9 protein-coding genes are annotated in these 18,304 nt (G+C 35.0%); 5 read left to right on the top strand and 4 right to left on the bottom strand.

Translation table 11 applies throughout. The features are described from left to right. Nucleotides 1-2: 2 nt before the first annotated feature. From BV902_RS08210 to BV902_RS08200, 3 genes are all read right to left on the bottom strand, one after another. Nucleotides 3-3,221, bottom strand: coding sequence for a SusC/RagA family TonB-linked outer membrane protein (locus BV902_RS08210; protein ID WP_075991520.1), 3,219 nt, complete (start codon nt 3,219-3,221; stop codon nt 3-5). A gap of 9 nt (nt 3,222-3,230) precedes the next feature. After that, on the bottom strand, nt 3,231-5,255 hold the full coding sequence (locus tag BV902_RS08205; protein ID WP_172840656.1) for a TlpA family protein disulfide reductase: 2,025 nt from the start codon (nt 5,253-5,255) through the stop codon (nt 3,231-3,233). Nucleotides 5,256-5,381: 126 nt separating this feature from the next. Beyond that, nucleotides 5,382-5,756, bottom strand: a complete 375-nt coding sequence (locus BV902_RS08200) for a hypothetical protein (protein WP_157625954.1) — start codon at nt 5,754-5,756, stop codon at nt 5,382-5,384. A 673-nt stretch (nt 5,757-6,429) separates the two neighbouring features. On the opposite strand from BV902_RS08200, the gene BV902_RS08195 reads away from it, so the two are divergent. The 5 genes from BV902_RS08195 to BV902_RS08175 all read left to right on the top strand — a co-directional run bounded on the left by BV902_RS08195 (nt 6,430) and on the right by BV902_RS08175 (nt 17,449). Continuing rightward, complete coding sequence (locus BV902_RS08195; protein WP_075991517.1) at nt 6,430-6,873, top strand: helix-turn-helix domain-containing protein; 444 nt, start codon at nt 6,430-6,432, stop codon at nt 6,871-6,873. Between the two features lie 144 nt (nt 6,874-7,017). Beyond that, entirely contained in the window at nt 7,018-8,571 is a 1,554-nt protein-coding gene (locus tag BV902_RS08190; RefSeq protein ID WP_075991516.1) for an AAA family ATPase, read from the top strand. A 287-nt stretch (nt 8,572-8,858) separates the two neighbouring features. Continuing rightward, nucleotides 8,859-10,688 (top strand): ATP-dependent helicase, encoded by a 1,830-nt coding sequence (locus BV902_RS08185; protein ID WP_075991515.1) that lies wholly within the window; start codon nt 8,859-8,861, stop codon nt 10,686-10,688. A 146-nt stretch (nt 10,689-10,834) separates the two neighbouring features. Next, on the top strand, nt 10,835-13,180 hold the full coding sequence (locus tag BV902_RS08180; protein ID WP_075991514.1) for a restriction endonuclease: 2,346 nt from the start codon (nt 10,835-10,837) through the stop codon (nt 13,178-13,180). A 42-nt stretch (nt 13,181-13,222) separates the two neighbouring features. Continuing rightward, nucleotides 13,223-17,449, top strand: coding sequence for an NACHT domain-containing protein (locus BV902_RS08175; RefSeq protein WP_075991513.1), 4,227 nt, complete (start codon nt 13,223-13,225; stop codon nt 17,447-17,449). A gap of 199 nt (nt 17,450-17,648) precedes the next feature. Here the strand turns inward: BV902_RS08175 and BV902_RS08170 are convergent, their stop codons facing one another. Next, on the bottom strand, nt 17,649-18,188 hold the full coding sequence (locus BV902_RS08170; protein WP_075991512.1) for a hypothetical protein: 540 nt from the start codon (nt 18,186-18,188) through the stop codon (nt 17,649-17,651). Between the last annotated feature and the right edge of the window lie 116 nt (nt 18,189-18,304).

Here is an 18,304-nt window from a genome sequence, read left to right as displayed (position 1 = left end):
TCTTAATAATCTATTTGAATTCCCAATGAAAATGTTTTTGGAGGTGTTAGACGATATGCAAATTCAGGATCAATATGTTTCCTATTGGTCCTCCAGATTACACCTAGGTTAGCAATATTCCCATACAGCCTAAATTTCATTTCGTTCTTACCGGGTAGCCTATGTTCCCAGGCGGCATTAATATATTCCAAGCGGATATGGTCTCCTTTGAGTACATGAATTTCCGATTGGGTATAAAATGTACTGAGATTATCATTTATCGGATATTCCATTTTAGGCATGCTGGTCTGCTTTTCATCGCCAGGCTTCATCCAGCGATTTTCAAAATCGGGATAAGCCACGCCCTGCTCGAAGAGTGAGTAGTAAGACGTGGACGGCTTTTGAAAATAATAATCAGCTTTAAAGCTCATGTTAAAAGACATCGAAAATGCTTTCCACGCAAAGGTATTGATGAGATTGCCAAACAGCTGAGGTTTGGAAGAGCCGATAAAGACAATACTTTCTGAATCCGAAGCGCTCTGTAGGGACGCATTTCTGATCTTGAGATATTCTGTACTGACTTCACCGTTCAGGTATCCCTGTGGCTGCCCCTGTTCATTCAGTCCAGCCCATCGATAAGCCGCTATTGCATTTAAAGGTCTTCCTACTATCGGCGTGATGCCATTCCCATTGCCGAGAAAATTGCCGAGCCCTTGGTTCACGCTTCTATAATATGCGGTCGTTTTGTTTTTATTCAGGCTTAATACCAGCCTCGTACTCCATTTGAGCCTATTGATTGTATTGATACTATTCAAAGCCAGATCGAGTCCATGACCACGCATGGCGCCGACATTTTTGACCACTGTTGCCTGTGCTCCCCAGGTTGTATAATCATAATCTGTGGTACCATACAGGTCTTTTCCATTTTTCACATAATAGTCAACACTGCCCGAGATCCGGTTTTTAAATAAAGCATAATCCAGTCCTAGATTGAAAGTTCCGACCTTCTCCCATCGGAGCGAAGGATCATTTAGGTTTCGGATATTTAACATGGGGTAATTCGTATAACGGGCTGTCTCAATATTTGCAATGGGTTCGGGCGTTCTGGTCAGATCAACGTTACCACTGTAACCAAATGTAGCTCTGAGCTTGAGATTATTCAACCAAGACAGCTCCATAAACTGCTCTTTACCGAGATCCCAAAAACCACCCACAGACCATAGGGGTGACCATTTATCATTTGTATTGGCTCCAAATATATTGGCTCCATCCTGCCTAAAACTGAAAGAAATGGCATATTTCTCCTTCCATATATCAGAAAAATTGATGTATGTCGAAACAAACCTATTGACCGTTTTTGTGAAATCCGGACTTCCCCCTATTGTCTGTAATAGTGCATCGGGACTGGTGCGGTAAAGGTTTATAAAGTCTACAGCCTGCGACGTCAGGGGGATGCTGTTGTATCCATACACAGTATAGGCTGCTCCGCTCTGTGTATTCTGCCGCATCTCAGCACCAAAGATGCCGATTAAGTAATGCGCACTCAATCGTTTATCTAAATTGAGCTGACTACGCAACGTGTACGACTGTCCCTCACTTTCACCAATTTTGTTAATTCCCGCACGCGGCACCGGATAGCTTACTTTTCCAGTCACCGGATCCACCTGTGTAAATTTATTGATCAACAGACGAGCACTATAACTTTCCATTTCACTTAAAAACTCACTCTTGGAAGCCTGCTTTTGATATTGTCCTGAAGCGGTTAACTTGAGGTAGGGCAAGATCTGATAAGATATACCGGCCGATGCAAAGAGCTCGGTCAAGTTTTTGGTAGTCTTCGAATAGTTATATTCCGACAGCGGATAGTAAGACCAGTCTAAATAATTAGCACCAAAATTCTGGTCGAGATACGACCTTCTAAAATCCCCGTCAAACGATATTTCCTTACCGTCATTATCAAAGAACTGCATATAGGGAACCGATTTGCTACCATAGCTCAGGCTGGAATAATCAGGTCTCCCCGATTGATCCCTATGATCGGTATAGTTCACATTCAGATCGACCTGCAAGTTTGCGATCGGACGATAACTATTTGAAAATAGCAGATTCCATTTTCTATTTCGGCTATCTAATTCAGTTGTTGTTTTCGTGTAGCCTAATCCTAACCCATAACTGTTTTTTGCATTGCCACCGGCGATATGCAAATTATACTGCATGGACATCGGTGATCTATAAAAAGCGTCTGAATAATTCTTCAAACCGTCCTGCGCCAAGAGGTTATTGATTGCTTCTGTGGAATCCAATGACGAAATCTTTCCATTTTTTGTACGGTCCAAAATATCAATTACGGGGGTCATTGCTACATAAGGAAATGATTGTAGAAAAACATCATAATGTCCTCCATCGAACAGCATCTTTTCAATAGCTATAAAATCAGCATTCGGAACCTGATATAGCTGCGACAGATTTGGGCGATCTTTAACGATCATCGTACTTCCAAACGTAATTTTATTGCGGGTATTTGTACCTATCATACCTTTCTTGGTGGTCAGTACAATTACACCATTTCCTGCCCGGGCGCCCCATATAGCACTCGCCGCAGCATCTTTCAAAACCGTAGCCGATTCAATCATCGCAGGGTCTATGTTGGTAATATCACCCTCATAGATAAACCCATCCAGCACAATTAAAGGATCAAGATTACCGTTAATGGTACTTAGTCCCCGAACAGAAACATTTAGCTTCTGCTGCATAGCATTTTTGATCGGCTGATTGTCAAAGCGAATAGCGGGAACGACATTGTTAAGACGCTGCAGGATATTGGTCCCTACCTGCTGATCCAACATTTTTCGGGAAATTACATTTATAGCCCCCGTGACTTCGTTTGCCCGAAGCGTCTGATAGCCGGTATTTACCTGTACCTCCTGCAAATAGTTTTCTTCCTTTTGAAGCAATATCACTGCATTATCTCTAAAATAACCTCCGGCCACGGTGCGGCTGTGATATCCCACCGAACTGACTGCCAACGAGTCCCTATCGACAACACCAATTAAAGCAAACTGCCCCTTGCCATCAGTACGCGTTACCTGCTGTTTATTCATCACGCGAATATTGGCATTTGGCACAGGAGATCTATCCGTACTATTTAGTACGCGTCCTTTAACCTCCATCCGTTGCATCTGCTGAGCCTTGCCCAGCAAGATGCTTACGCTGCATAGCAGCGTTAATAATCCTACTTTCATTACTTCGGACTAGTAGATTGGATAAACTAAAGGATAACTTCTGTATTCTTTCACAGCACTAAACACTATCCCTCTTTCGTTCAGAAAAGTTAACTTTTCTTGTTCTGTCCACCGGACAAAGCCAGCAGGTATGGTGATATCGATATTAAAATTTTCCTTCTCCTTTAGTTCAGTCGGAAGATCAAAAGCATAAAAGAGATTCTGCAGAAACAGACCGATAGGGATATTCTGATAGAAAGCCTCTTCACCTATCCCTTGAAACCGTGCAATTGAAGCCTTTCCACTGGTAAGAATGGTTTTGATCTTATCGGAGAATCGTATTTTATACAGTTCGATGCTGTCGCTTTTACGCGCGACAGCAATTTTAAAATAGTTCTGAAATTCTCGACAAAAAATATCCGCAAATTGTGGGCGGGATACCGAGTCATCGGTGTAAAACTGATACCAATACTTATTTTGGGTGCTATTTACATTCAACAACTTTTCTTTGAACTGTCTGCCGAGACGAGCATCTATGACCAGATCATTTTGTCGGAATCCTTTGAGCGCCTGCCCATAGGCTTGAAAGAGCATAAACTGTAGACTCTGATTGCCCATTTGAAGGAACGTTGTCCCATTCTTATGATTCAGATTCGGGTAAACAGGCAAATAATGGTTTCTATATCCCCCAAATGCAGAAATGTAATGCACCCCCACAGTATCCAATAGCGGTTCAGCAGCACTTCGAGTGAGGTTTTTATAATTGCCTTCGTTCTTTAACACGGCATTTCCATCCAACAAAGCCTGAATATTTTTGTCCGTCAAAGAATGCGAGCTGGTCATGGCAATAAAGACACCATATGTATCAACTACCGCCAATGCAGGTAGGGTATTATGCGCAAACAATGCGGTAAATATGGTATCATCTAATACTGTGGGTAGAGAAGGCGTAAAATTAAAATCAGCTTTAAATTTCTCAAATCTTGTCTTTATCCGTTTTGCTGTATCTTTATTCCGCTTACTATTGACCATTATGATCTGTATGTTACCCGTAAAACGCTGCTGTATCCATTCCATTTTGGGAATTCCTTCAATGCAGCTTGGGCAGCCAGTGGACCAAAAATCCAGCAGGATCAGCTTCCCTTTCAGATCAGCGAATTTGATTGTTTTCTTTTTCCCATTGAAATAATTGAGTTCAAGCGGCTGGTTCCATACCGCATCCGGGATCTTATCGCCCGGTTTTAGCGCAGCGAGACTGGATAGCCCATCGGCCCCGCTGTCCTTGCGGGGCGTCTGAGCTGGTAAACTAAACATAGAAACTAAACATAAAAACAAGCATGTCAAAATCATAAGATAGGCACGCTTATAATCTGCAACGAATAAAAAGTATTTTAAAGCCCGCTGAACAACTGGACCTAGTAATCCAAGCAAAGTATTGGCTTGAAACACCAAAGCCTTACAGATCGACTTAAAGAACCTTAAAACAGATCGTTCAGATTCTACTCCATAAGTCAATCTAGCATCTCCCACCTGCTGAAAATCTTCGACCATCTTTTGAGCAATTCCTGCCGAATTTTTACATTTCATCGGATTTTCATCGAGTCCGCATCGGGTTTTGATCGGTGTGGCCCGATGAGATCCCGATGAAAACTCAAGGCCGACTGCATGAAAGGCAGAAGTTGGGGCGAAGTTGGTCAGGCAAAAGTCCGAAGAAGGTGATGCCTTTCCCCCTCTTCGGCTGGCCTTCGACTCAGCTTCGAGACTTCTTCGGGACATGTTCGAGACAGGCTTGGCACCCTTTCGGCTGGGCTTCGGCAGGGCTTCGAGTACGCTTCGACTCCTACCCGAAGCGCAGTCGAACAACAGTCGAGGCGTTCCCGAAGATGAGGCGACGCTGGTACGACGCAGTGTCGAAGGACACTCAAAAAAAAGCCGAAGGCTGCCCGAAGAATCTGCTTTTTCTAGAAGATTTTGAGCGCTAATCTCACAGCGCTTTTTTAGCAGGATCGAAGTACCTTTGAAGTACGTTTTTCCTTGTCTAATTTTCTTACGCAAATTTTGCGTAATTAGTACTATATCTGTGCTTAAGTAGTGCTTCACAGGTACTTGAAATATATAGGTTATATAGCCCCTTAAAAAGGCTAAAAATTTCAGGATATTCATTATTTAGTTTGTTGGAGGTTATTTCGATAACCTACTGAAAAACTCAGCGACTTTCTTGCTCAATTCTAGCTCTTTTCCGATGCGCTCTTCAGCTTCTGCTGACAGCTGCATTTTACGTAGGTCTATATTGCGATAATTGGCGACATTGTAGGCGATCAACACCCGATACAATGCGGTTGCAAATTCTTGCATTTCCTCATCTTTTAGAAGCCTATTTTCTCCTAAGCCACCATCAAGATATGTGCTCAAAAGCTGGAGTATATTAGCAGATACAGTCTCTAGTGCATAGTGATTCCAAAATGCTTCAATCTCGTTTATAGGGCTGTAATCAACCTTATGGACTTCATAAATAAACCAATCAAAAGCAAATTGCATCGCTAAAATCCTTTTCATTTTTCAGTCTGTAATCTTTAACCGAAAGTACATAGCATCCCCTCTCCGATCGAAACCAGCTTTTTATTGGGAGCCTGATGTTACTCAGTTCACATTAGTAATAATTAATTCATTCTGGGAGCCAGAGCGCGTTTGAATGAGGGGTCACACAGGTGTATAATATTGGCGTTACGCGGTCCATGGCAAAGAGAAGCCAAATCTAATTTGGCCACACCAGCCGAGCTACTCGGGGGCAGTGATGATGCTTTTTGATTGTTGTTTTTTGTTCATAACTCGTTTGTTTATAAAAACGAGTCCCTTAGCAGGTATCAGAAATGGCAATGGCGCGACATCCAACCTACCGTCTGTGCGGCCGTGAGAAGCCGATGGAACGAGTAAGCGGACGCCGCGCCATTGCTGACGGGCGTTTTGATCCACTTATCGCCTTGCTCCATTTGAAATTTCTCACGTTTCACAGACAAGACTCATAAGTGCAGCCACCTAAGATGGTGCAAATGTATTGTTTTAATCTACTAAAGACAAATAATTCACTTTAAAAGTGGCTTTAGACTATGTATAAAGCTCATTTTATCGACAAATAATCGTATCTTTATATCAAAGGTAAGGAACCAATTATTTAGAGCAAAATGGTAAAATACCGGTAAATTACCGAACTTATTAAAATCTATAAAAAATGGGCGTTGCATTTCAAGAAGAGAAAATACACGAAGGAAAAAATCTAAAGAGAATTCGTGAAATCATGGGTATAAAACAGGAGGCTTTAGGACAAAAATGCGAAAGCAAATTTGACCAACGACGCATTTCTGAGTTTGAAAACTCCTGGACTATTTCAGAACCAGCCTTAAAGGAGTTGGCTGACGCTTTAGGGGTAACTGTCGAATTTATTCGTGCCTTCAATGAAGAAAAGGCTATTTATTATATACAACATAACCAAGATTCATCTAAGCAAAACAGTCTTAATCACTTCCCTAAAATTACTTATGAATCTGACAATAAATTGGAGGCACTTTTAGAGAAACTCGTTCAGGACGATGAGGTTAAGACACAAGCGATTCTGGATTTAACGAAGGTAGTTGCTGATTTGGCGGATGAGGTTAGGAAGTTGAAGGGAAAATAATTAGAAAAACACTAAGTAATGAAAAAACACTACTTGAAACCCCAGTATACAGTTAATAACAACTCCATTTAATGAAATTGACAAAAGAGTAAATATAATTTTTCATTGACTTTGTAATAAAAAATTAGGCTAAATAGAAGCTATATGGCAATACAATTAAAACAGTTGAGGGTGCACGGGTTTCGAGGATTGGACAATATTGAGATTGACTTTGAGCCAACAACGGTGCTTGTAGGAACAAATAATGCGGGAAAAACAACTCTATTAAAGTCTTTGCAATTAGCTTTATCAAATACATTGCAGATTACTGATGATGATTTCCATTTCTCTGATGCAGTGATCAGAAACAAAATTATAGTTGACGTATTATTCATAAGTAACAATGATGATGGGGAACATATTGCAGAATTTGAAGATAAATGGGCTACTGTTTTCACAACAGACAGAATTGGAATTGACGAAAATGGTTACCAGTTTCTTGCTTTTAGAACGGTAATTGAAGAAAATCTGATTAGGAAAACCTACAAGAAAAAGCAGTGTATTATTGATGAATGGGTACCATTTTGCGATGAGGCAGACGAATATTGGTATATGAAAGAATATCCCAATGAATTGAGTTTTTATTTCGATGAAATTCCTTTTTTTTATTTAGATGCAAACCGAGACATTCTCGATGATTTAAAAAATAAAACGTCTTTCCTAGGTAAGATTTTGTCTTCAATTACATACAATAATGACGATAAAAATTTGATTGAAACTCTCATTAGAGACCTCAATAAAGAGACCATCGAACGAAGTGAAGTTCTAACAAACCTTCACACAACATTAACAGAATTGGACACAGCGATGGATAATCCTCAAAATACTGTGGATATAGCTCCATTCACGAAGAAAATCAGAGATTTAAACAAAGGAGTTAAGATAAATTACTCTCAGTTTTCAATGGAATATCATGGGATGGGAACTCGTAGTTGGTCTTCACTTTTAATTTTAAAAGCATTTATTCTGCAAAACAAAAAATTAGCAGATGACAACGAAGTAGCATATTATCCAATTATCGCAATTGAGGAGCCTGAGTCTCATTTGCATCCAAATGCTCAGAAGAAGTTATACTCACAGATTAATGACATAGTTGGTCAGAAAATAATTTCAACTCATTCTGCTTATATTGCAGGAAGTGCCAAATTGAAAGAGGTTAGGAGTGTAATAAAATCTGCGACCATTACGAAAATTGGTAAAATAGATGAAGCGGAATTGACCTCAGAAGAAATAAGAAAGATTTATCGTCAAGTAATTAATACTCGCGGAGAGCTTTACTTTTCAAAAGTAGTAATATTATGCGAAGGTGAAACTGAAGAACAGACTCTTCCCCTTTTGATAAAAAAACACTTTAGAAAAAGTACAATTGAACTAGGTATTGATATTGTTGGCATTGATGGTGGAGGGAATTATTTTCCATTTATCCACTTTGCCGAGAAACACAATTTAAAATGGTTTATTTTAAGTGACGGTGAAGCTAACATAATAAAAAAGTTAAAAAAAGATTATAAAAAATTATCTGGCTCAGGAGCTAATATTAATGATATTATTTTGCCATCTAATATAATTCACTTTGATGACGAAAATGATTTTGAATCATATTTAACTAATAATGGATTCGTTGAAGAAATTGAAAATTGCTTAAAAAAAAATCCTTGATATCGAAGACCTAGAAGAACTTATTGCTAACAGAAATGGGACTTCAAAAGGCCGAGTAAAAACGGAAGATATATGTGAAACATGTAGTCAAAATATTTTTCAAGAAGAGTTGAGAGACTATGATGGAGATGAGGGATACTTAAGAGCTTTAAATGATTTACTGTCTCAAAATAAGACTAAATATCCGGACTCATTATCAGAATTAATATATAATTCAGAGAAATCTTTACCGACAAAAATTGCTGATCTTTTCGAGAGAGTTAATGTAATTTTAAATTCTAATATAGATGCTTCAGATTAATTTATCGCCAAAACAACAGGAAATCGTCGAATTGAATGAAGGTGCATTTCTTATTTTAGCTAGTGCTGGTAGTGGAAAAACCAGGGTATTGACAGAAAGAATCAAACGTCTTTCTGATTCATCTTACGGAAAAATATTAGCTATAACCTTTACAAATCAGGCTGCTGCTGAAATCAGGGAGAGACTAGGCACAAGTGACATAATAAAGAAAAATGTGTTTGTAGGTACTTTTCATAATTTCTGTCAATCAATCCTTGAGTTAAGATTTAAACTTTTAGGTTATTCAAAAATGCCACACATTTTTGAAGATGACGCAGATCGTATTGAATTAATAAAACAGGCAATAAAATCTGTTCCCTATTTTGACTCAATTTATAATGATTTAGACCCTAAAAAAAAGAATGAATATACGTATAACGCCCTCCAGTTTATTTCAACTGTAAAACGAGAAATATTATCTGCGGAGGAGTTGGCGGAAAACTCAGAAAATAATGAATATCAATATTTGTATGAAACTTATCAAGACATTTTGAAATCAAACAATGCAATTGATTTTGACGATATAATTAGGTTGGTGTATGAATTATTTACGAACAATGAGTCAGTCGCAAATCTTTACAGGAAATCCTACTCTCATATTTGTATCGATGAATGTCAGGATCTTAATAAGTTGCAATACTTTCTCCTAAAATCTTTATGTGGTAACATGATAAAAAACATAATGATGGTTGGAGATCCTAATCAGTCAATTTACGGCTTTAACGGTTCTTCATCTTCATTCATGCAGAAGGATTTCGTTAATGAATTTCAAGCGATTAAGATTGTACTAGATGAGAATTATAGATGTTCCAAGTCGGTAATTGAGGCATCGAACATTCTTATGAATCTTAAAATTGAAGCTGTCAATTATGTTATACCAGGAGTGTTTGAGATATATCAAGCTTCCTCTGAGCATGATGAAGCTAAATTTGTACTCACAAAAATAAACGAGCTTCTTGATCTTAAATCACATCGAGATATTGAGGGAAATATTGATGTTGACAAAATTTCAATACTTGGTAGGAATAAGTTTGTATTCAAACATATTGAAGAACTATTAACTAACGAGGGCCTCCCGTTTTATTATAAGTCTAGTAATACTGGTATTAAATTTAGTTCTAACGCTATGAAGATATTCGACTTGTTTTTTAGAATTAAAATTAATCCGTTGGACAAATTGCACCAAAAGCGTTTGGAAGACATTTTAAAAGTTAGAGATGTAAATAATATCGAGGAGTTAAAGTCTTCCAATTTTCCAATAGCGTCAAACATTAAAAATATTCTCGACTCAATCGTAATGGACAATATTCATCTGAAAATTGGCGAATTGAGAAATATATTTCAAGAAGCTAACTTGGAAGATGATGAGAAGAAAAGGACAATTGATGAATTAGTGGATTTTTCCAATCAACTAACTCAATACAAAAAGCAAAACCTCAAACCAACACTTGAAGGCTTTAAATCTGCTTTAGCCTTGGGATTGATGAATATTTCTACAAACAAAGAAATTGGGATTTGTTTAAGCACAGTTCACACAATGAAGGGACAAGAAAGTGAAATTGTATTCTTAATTGGGGTTGACGATGGCACATTTCCGGATTACCGATCCGTTAACAAGGGGGGCGAAGAGTTACAGCAAGAAAAAAACAACACTTACGTTGCTTTCACAAGAGCAAAACGGTTTCTATATGTCAGTTATCCTAAGAAACGGTTAATGCCTTGGGGAGATACTAAAGTTAGAACAATATCTAGGTTTTTAAGAAATCTTGTAAATTAGGATAAAAAAGGCAAGGCCCTATGACAAAAAATGATATTTAATAAATGTTATCTAAAACTATCCTTATATAGTATCTCTTGTTTGAAATTATAGAAATGCGAATGGAAAGATAAGGATAGATGGAATAAATAATAGAGAATCTTAAAATGAATTATAATCTCGAAGTATTAAATGATAAAGAATTTGAGAGCATGTCGAAGGATCTGCTTGAAAAGATATTAGGAGTTCGACTTCAAAATTTTAAAACAGGAAAAGATGATGGAATAGATTTAAGATATTCTACCTATAATATTAATGAGATCATCATTCAAGCCAAGGCCTATACGAAATCGACCTATTCTAATTTAAAATCAACATTAAAAAAGGAGAAAGAAAAAATGTCTATGCTTTCTCCGCAACCTCAAAGATATATCTTAACAACAACCTGCCATCTATCACCCAAACAAGTCGATGACATTATCAACATAATGCATCCATTTATTAAATCAGCTCAAGATATTTATGGGCGAGATAGAATAGAATCGCTGATTAGTGATCATCATGATATTGAAAAAAAATATTATAAGCTTTGGCTTACCAGTACAAATGTTTTAAAGGCTATACTTCATAACGGACAGCGGTCGCAGTCAGATTTTCACCAAACTAAAATATTAAAGAATGCCAGTCTTTATGTACCTACGAAAAACCTACAAAATGCTATAGACAAATTAAATGAGAATAAATTTGTAATAATTTCAGGAGAACCCGGGGTTGGAAAAACAACGCTAGCTTATATCTTAATTTGTGACTTACTTGGAAAGGGGTATGAACTAATCAATATTGATGAGAAAATCAGCGACGCATTACATTTATTGTCCGAAGATCCTGAAACTAAACAGGTTCTTTTTTTTGATGATTTTTTGGGAGCAAACATTAATGCGATACTTAATCCGAAAAATACAGAGAATAAAATTATAAGCCTTATTGAACAAATAGAATCATCAAAAAACAAATTTCTTATCTTAACTTCAAGAACTACTATCCTTAATCAAGCTAAAGATAATTATGAGCATTTTGCACGCCAAAAATTTGATAAAAGATCTAAATATGAACTTGTATTAAACAATTACACTCTTTTAGATAAAGCTAAAATTGTATACAACCACCTTTACTTTAACAATATGGGTGATGAATATAAGATTCACTTTTTTGAAAACAAAAGTTATTTAAAAATTATTGAGCATAAAAATTATTTCCCAAGGTTAATTGAATTCATTACTGACCAAAAGAATTATGATCATGAATATTATACCACAGTGGATGAATTTATCTTTAAAAATTTGGACAATCCCCGCGAAATATGGAAAGTTGCGTTCGAACGGCAACTTGAGGATGAAGACAGATTTTTATTATTATCACTTTTTTCTTTTGCAAAAACTCGCGTACGTCATGATGAACTAGAGCATGCGTTCAACTGTCGATATAACTACGAAATTCGGGAAAATGGAATACATAAAAAATTAGATCCTTTTAATAGATCCTTAAAAAAATTATTAGGAAGTTTTGCCTCATCTATAAAAACAAAAGATGGAACTAACGAATATCAACTTTTGAATCCATCAATCGCTGATTTTTTAATAAACTATCTAAAAAAAAGCAAAGAGGAAAGAAATAGAGTCATATTTTCGATAAGTTCGCCCAATCAACTTCTAGGTTATTTCGACAGAACAAGAAAAGATAAGATAATTCTCGATGATTATTTTATAAAAGAATACTATCCAACGTTCGTTAATTGTTTAAATAACGTAATGAACAAACATTACGGCCATGTAATTTTTGACATAATATATTGCCTAGATCAATTCTTTAGCCCTAAAACAATTAATGACACAAATATTTTCATAAAATATTTCAACGACCTATTAAACTTAGGATACGAGGCTTATGTCTTCTCCCCACGGCTAATTACTATTCTTAAAAGTGTTAAATCCTGTTATCCCGAAAATATAATAAAAATAGTCACTGATAACTGGAATCTTTTAATGTTTTTAGTAATAAAAAATGCATATGAATCAGATCATCTCTCAGAGGTTAGAGAACTTCATGAACTTTATGAAATTGATTTATTCAAAACAATAAGTGTTCAAGAAATAAAGGAGGAGCTGACCCTTAAAATCAACAGCTTGTTCGATGAATATGTCAAAGATTATGAATTAGTAGTATCTGACAATGATGTGCTAAAGACATATCACGATACAGATGAAACCTATACAAGATCTTATATTAACGATAAGTATTGTGAATCATATGACTCTTTCTTCAGTGATTGTGGACTTATAGATTTCTATGAAAATTTCAATCATGATTTAGATATTGACTCTTACAGTTTATTACATAAAATTTTAGATCGTTATAGCTATGAAGAAGACGATTATAGCTCGGAAATTACACATGATATAGACTATAGTCGTAATGAAGAAATTCAAATGATTGAAGACTTATTTGAAAAATAAATACAACAATATAGCAGGTATCTCCATATTATATTTCAACAAATGATTAAAAAAGGTTTAGAATTTGAATTAATAGCATTAGAATTCCTAGAAAGAATTTTTATAGAACTTGGATATACAATTACCAGAAGGAGAAATCAGAAAACTGGAACACAAGACGGATATGATTTACTGATAGAAATTGTAACAAGTAAATATAAAAGCTACACTGTTTATGCAGAATGTAAAGACTATAATAGCAATTTAAGTTACACGCTGGCGCTTGAAAAAATTCCTCATATAATTTCTACCCATAAGACAATAGACCTTCTATTATTCGTTTCACCTTTTGAAGATTTTAAAAACCCGAACGAACCTTCCAAACTTGAAAAGTTTTATGATAAAATAGCACCTGAATGTCCAGTTCAATTCCTTACGCCTGAATACCATATAAAAGAATTTTTTAGCTTGTATCCTGATTTGTTTAAAAAAGTTTACGATGGAGATATAGGACAAGTTATCGAAAAAGAACGGCAATTATTACTAAATAAATTCGATAAACTTATATTTTCTGATAGGAATCTCGCTAAAATAATAATCGAAGAAACGGATAAGCATATTTATATAAGTTCAATTCAACAACAACCTTTTCATATGGAAAGGTCTTTTAGAACAGCTCCTCTACGGGATCCATATTTATGGAGTAATCCAGAGAATACTCTAGAAATAGATACATTAATATCGAGTAGTCAGAATGGTGTTGTAATATTAGGAAATCCCGGTTCAGGAAAAACAACGGAATTAAATTTTATGGCTGTCTCACTATGGGATGAACGTAATAGCAACGAAATCATACCTTATTTTAAATCACTCAAAAATTTTAATTCTAATTCTACAATCTCTGAGATATTACCCAATCGTTATGAGAAAATCCCCTTCCTACTTGTGGTTTTAGATGGACTCGACGAAGTCTATGACGTTACAGACTTTAGCAATAAGTTGCGATCATTTATCGATAGTAAGAAAGTTTCGCCGAGGAAAAACAACATTAAATTTATCATCAGTTGCCGGACTTCTATTTACAATAAAATAGTCAAAAACTTAGATGGATTTACCGAAGCATATCTTAACCCAATTGTGGATGGACAAGCGATAAGATTCTTAAGGGATAAATTTGGGATAGACTTTATTAACGAGCATCGAAAATTCAATTTTTGGAAATATGCAGATCTCTTAGAAACACCCTTCTATCTTGAACTTATAGGTGAAAACTATTTAAAAACTGGGGTTATCGAAATATCACGTTCTAAATTGATATCGCAATACATCAAAAATAGGCTCGATCATGATGAAAAAGACAAATTCAGAAATACAAATTATAGCGAAGGTCTTCATTTAGAACAAGCAAGAAAGCTTGCTTTTGCAATGGAAACAATGCAAATAACGTCTATTGAGGATTCTAAGGCACGGGCTATATTGGGAGAAATAGATACTCTAGCTAAAAATCCATTTATCGAACAGTCTATAGATAAGAAATGGAGCTTTGAACTGAAAAGCGTACAAGAATATTTCGTAGCGCAAATATTGACCCAAATGGATATTGACCAACTTCTTGATCTAATAAAAATAGATGATAAAATCTGTAAAGTGCATCCTGCATGGTATAACGTAGTAACACTTTTATTAAATATGGAGTTTGAGCAAGTAAACGCTTATGAAAAGCTTATTAATTGGCTTATCAAAAACGACATCGAAATGGTATTCCAAGCAGATACCGAATTAGTGTCCGATGAAATTCGAAATACAGTATTGCAAAAGTATTTCCAAGATCACTGTATAGAAAAAACACTATGGGTCAGCGATGATGGCACACTTGGAACATTTAGCGATACGTTACCAAATATTGAGTATTTATTTGATAAGGCGATGAGTAAAGAACTAAATTTACGGACACGCCAGTCTGCTATTATTTTACTCAATCATATGTCATTGTCTAATAAAGATAATGCTACAAAGCTAGAATCCCTTTTGTTCCAAATAATGAATGAGTTTCAGGACAACGAGGTTGATTTTCTTCAAATTATGGAGAGAACCATAGCGCTTATAAAACGAGTTGATAACGATAAAAAAGAGAAACTAATAGAACAGATCAAAAGCTTTGTTTCTATTTATGATTATAAGGAATTTGTCAATCAAGTAATCAATCTAACTAACGAAAACAACTTTGACCGTCATCAAGATTTTATTCTTCATATTCTAAAAAAATCCATCAATGAAATATCATGGAACAAAAAATCAAAATATGGATCAGTAATTTCCACAAAAGAAAAAATATTTACACTTTTTAGCCAAATCAAAGACAATGAAGCTCTCATTTATTTATTGGAATTTATTCTCAAACGTATAGGCAACCACAAACTAAGAGAAAAATATGTAGCAAAATTTATTAAACACTGTTCTTCGATAATTCGTCCAGCAACAAAAAGCTATGGAGAAAAATTAACTGAAATAATTTGTGATGTTATAACCACTGACAGAATTTATCATTTAGAACAAGACCTTTTGGCATCCCTAGCAAAAGACTGTTTAGTTGATGAAGGACTATTTAAGAAATTAATAGCTTTAGAAACAGAAAATAATAGTAATATTTATTTTCTGGAGACGATATTAAAGGCAGAATATTATGCTCATATTGTTGACGTTTATAAAAATGGTGTTTTAGAGGACCTTTTTCTAATCAAAGTTCGCAATACAATGCAATACGACTGTTTTGAAAAAGCAATACAATTTGAAAAATTTATTGAAGACAATACAAGATTTATATTTCCAGATCGGATCGAACAGTCTACTGTTCAAGACGAAATTGCTTTTAATAGAAGTTCAATTCAAAGAGAATTTGATGTAAAATTTGACTTGCCACTGCTAAAAAAGCAAATGGAAAATATCTTTCTACACTATAATACATCCTCTCTTTCTTTTGAGGAAGTTGACAGATTCTGGGATGAGTATTACGATATTATTGAATTGAAAAAGAATATAAGTGAATACGCCAAACACTTCCTTTGGAAAATTCTCAGAGAAGACTATAGGGCGGATCAAAAACTAAAAATTGAAGATCTTGACAAAGTTCTTGAAAATAGAAGACTAGATCGTTTCGAAGATATTTATCAAACTCTATCAGAAAATAACGAATTGTCTATTGTCGTTCAAGATTTTCAAAAAAAACATATTGAATCCTGGATAATAGACATTAAGCCAATGATAGAGTGCTTTTTAGATAACCCCGAATCCAGGATAACTTCTAATGAGTTAAGAACTATTAATTCATTTCTCAACTTTGTCCGTTATTTAAAATTTTCGGGATTTGAAGAGAGTTTTTTACTTCAGTTGATTGATTTTTCAAAATATACATTGTTTGATTTTGATTTTATTGATGAAATATTAGGAACAGAGAAAGTTGTATTAAAAGTATTAGAAGAGTTGAAATCAATCTCCGATCTTGAGATAAAGCTTCCTTTTCTAGCTTATCTAAGATCAAAAGAAATTTCTTTTGATAAAGATGAATATGGAATTGAAGAAGATCTAAAAAACAGTATTCTTGGAAAGAATTACGATTGTGCAAGGAAAGTTGTTGAGCTTTGTTATATAGATAATCCACCTATCTTAAAATCGGTAGCCAACTTATATCTTGAGAAAGATGAAGATTATTACTTTCTCCCCTTTATCTTAAATACATTATCAGATCTACGGGAATATGATTTTATTAGAAATTTTATAACAGACAACTATCAATTACTCATTGACAAAAAACTACTAGATGAGCCTACCGCTGTTAGACATCTTGTGAAAACAAATGGAGAATTTGCCTTTATAAAACTGAAGGCATACATTATAGCTAAAACAAAAAATGCTGGCGACACCTACTATGATCTAGAATATCAAAATTATTCAAATCCTAATTCTATACGGACGTTATTGGAAATTATAAAACATTGCCTTTCGTTACCCGACCTTGATAATATCTTCAACGGCTGGTTTAAGCCAATCACAAAAATCTCCGAGGTATTTGTATGTATTGGAAAAAAAAATGGACTGGAAACTAGCAAATATATTCTCAAAGGTCTTGAGGATATTGTGCCTTTTGATGATCCTAAAAATAACAACCGGTTTTATCATGAACGTTTGAAAAATGATATCACTGACGTTATTTATAAACTTACTTCTACTCCATACACGTTTCAACGCGCCATGCAGTTTAATAGAGAGCATGAATATATTTTTTTTAACTGATAATATTAATATCAATACAAATCTTGAAACCTAAAATTACGGAGATCAATATCTTAATGATAGCAGAACTCCGTAATTTATAATCTAAAAATTTAAATATTATTTTTTATCTGTCTTTGGCCTTACTGGATATTCCTCAGATTTTTCTCTTCGCACCGGCGGCGGCGGTGGTAAACTTGGCTTTGGGTTTTTACTCATATCAATTAACTTTTAAATAGAATACTAAAAACATCAATAAAACTCCTAAAATTATTATAATTGAAAATAACATTTTAAAAGTATGGAACGCGTTAGCTCGTCTGTCATTCGTACGCGTATTATTCTCATTGCAATCTGAATACCATTTAATTGTGTCTTCTTTCAAAGAAGAAGTTATAAAAGAATTATCCTCTTTATGTTTTGCAGAGTATGCCTTAATCTCTTGATACCTCTCTAGGATTGCTTTACTTTCTGGAAATGTACAATATTCTCTTTTAAAACCAAAAAAGACATACACAAGTGATAATATAGCACCTATAATAATTATTAACATTGATCCGATCATGCCTATAAAAGTAGCTTTTGAGCACGGAGATAACGTGTCTGAATAAACCTCATTGATTACATAAAATAACCCAGCGATAATTAAGCCTAACACTGTGACCGGCAGTGATAAATTATCTTCGAATTTATCTCTTCTACCAAGTTCATAATGATACTTTTCTTTTAATAATTCTATCAAATATTCCTTACTTTCCATTAACATATGATACTATTACATATTCCGATTCTTTCCCTTTAATCATATTCCCCAACTTCTCCTAATTCTTTTCTTAATCTTTCTCCAAGCTCTTCTACTTATCTTTTTCCTAGTTC

It is taken from the genome of Sphingobacterium sp. B29 (genome assembly GCF_001952815.1).
Classification (GTDB): domain Bacteria; phylum Bacteroidota; class Bacteroidia; order Sphingobacteriales; family Sphingobacteriaceae; genus Sphingobacterium; species Sphingobacterium siyangense.
This window is presented reverse-complemented; position numbering and strand designations above follow the sequence as displayed.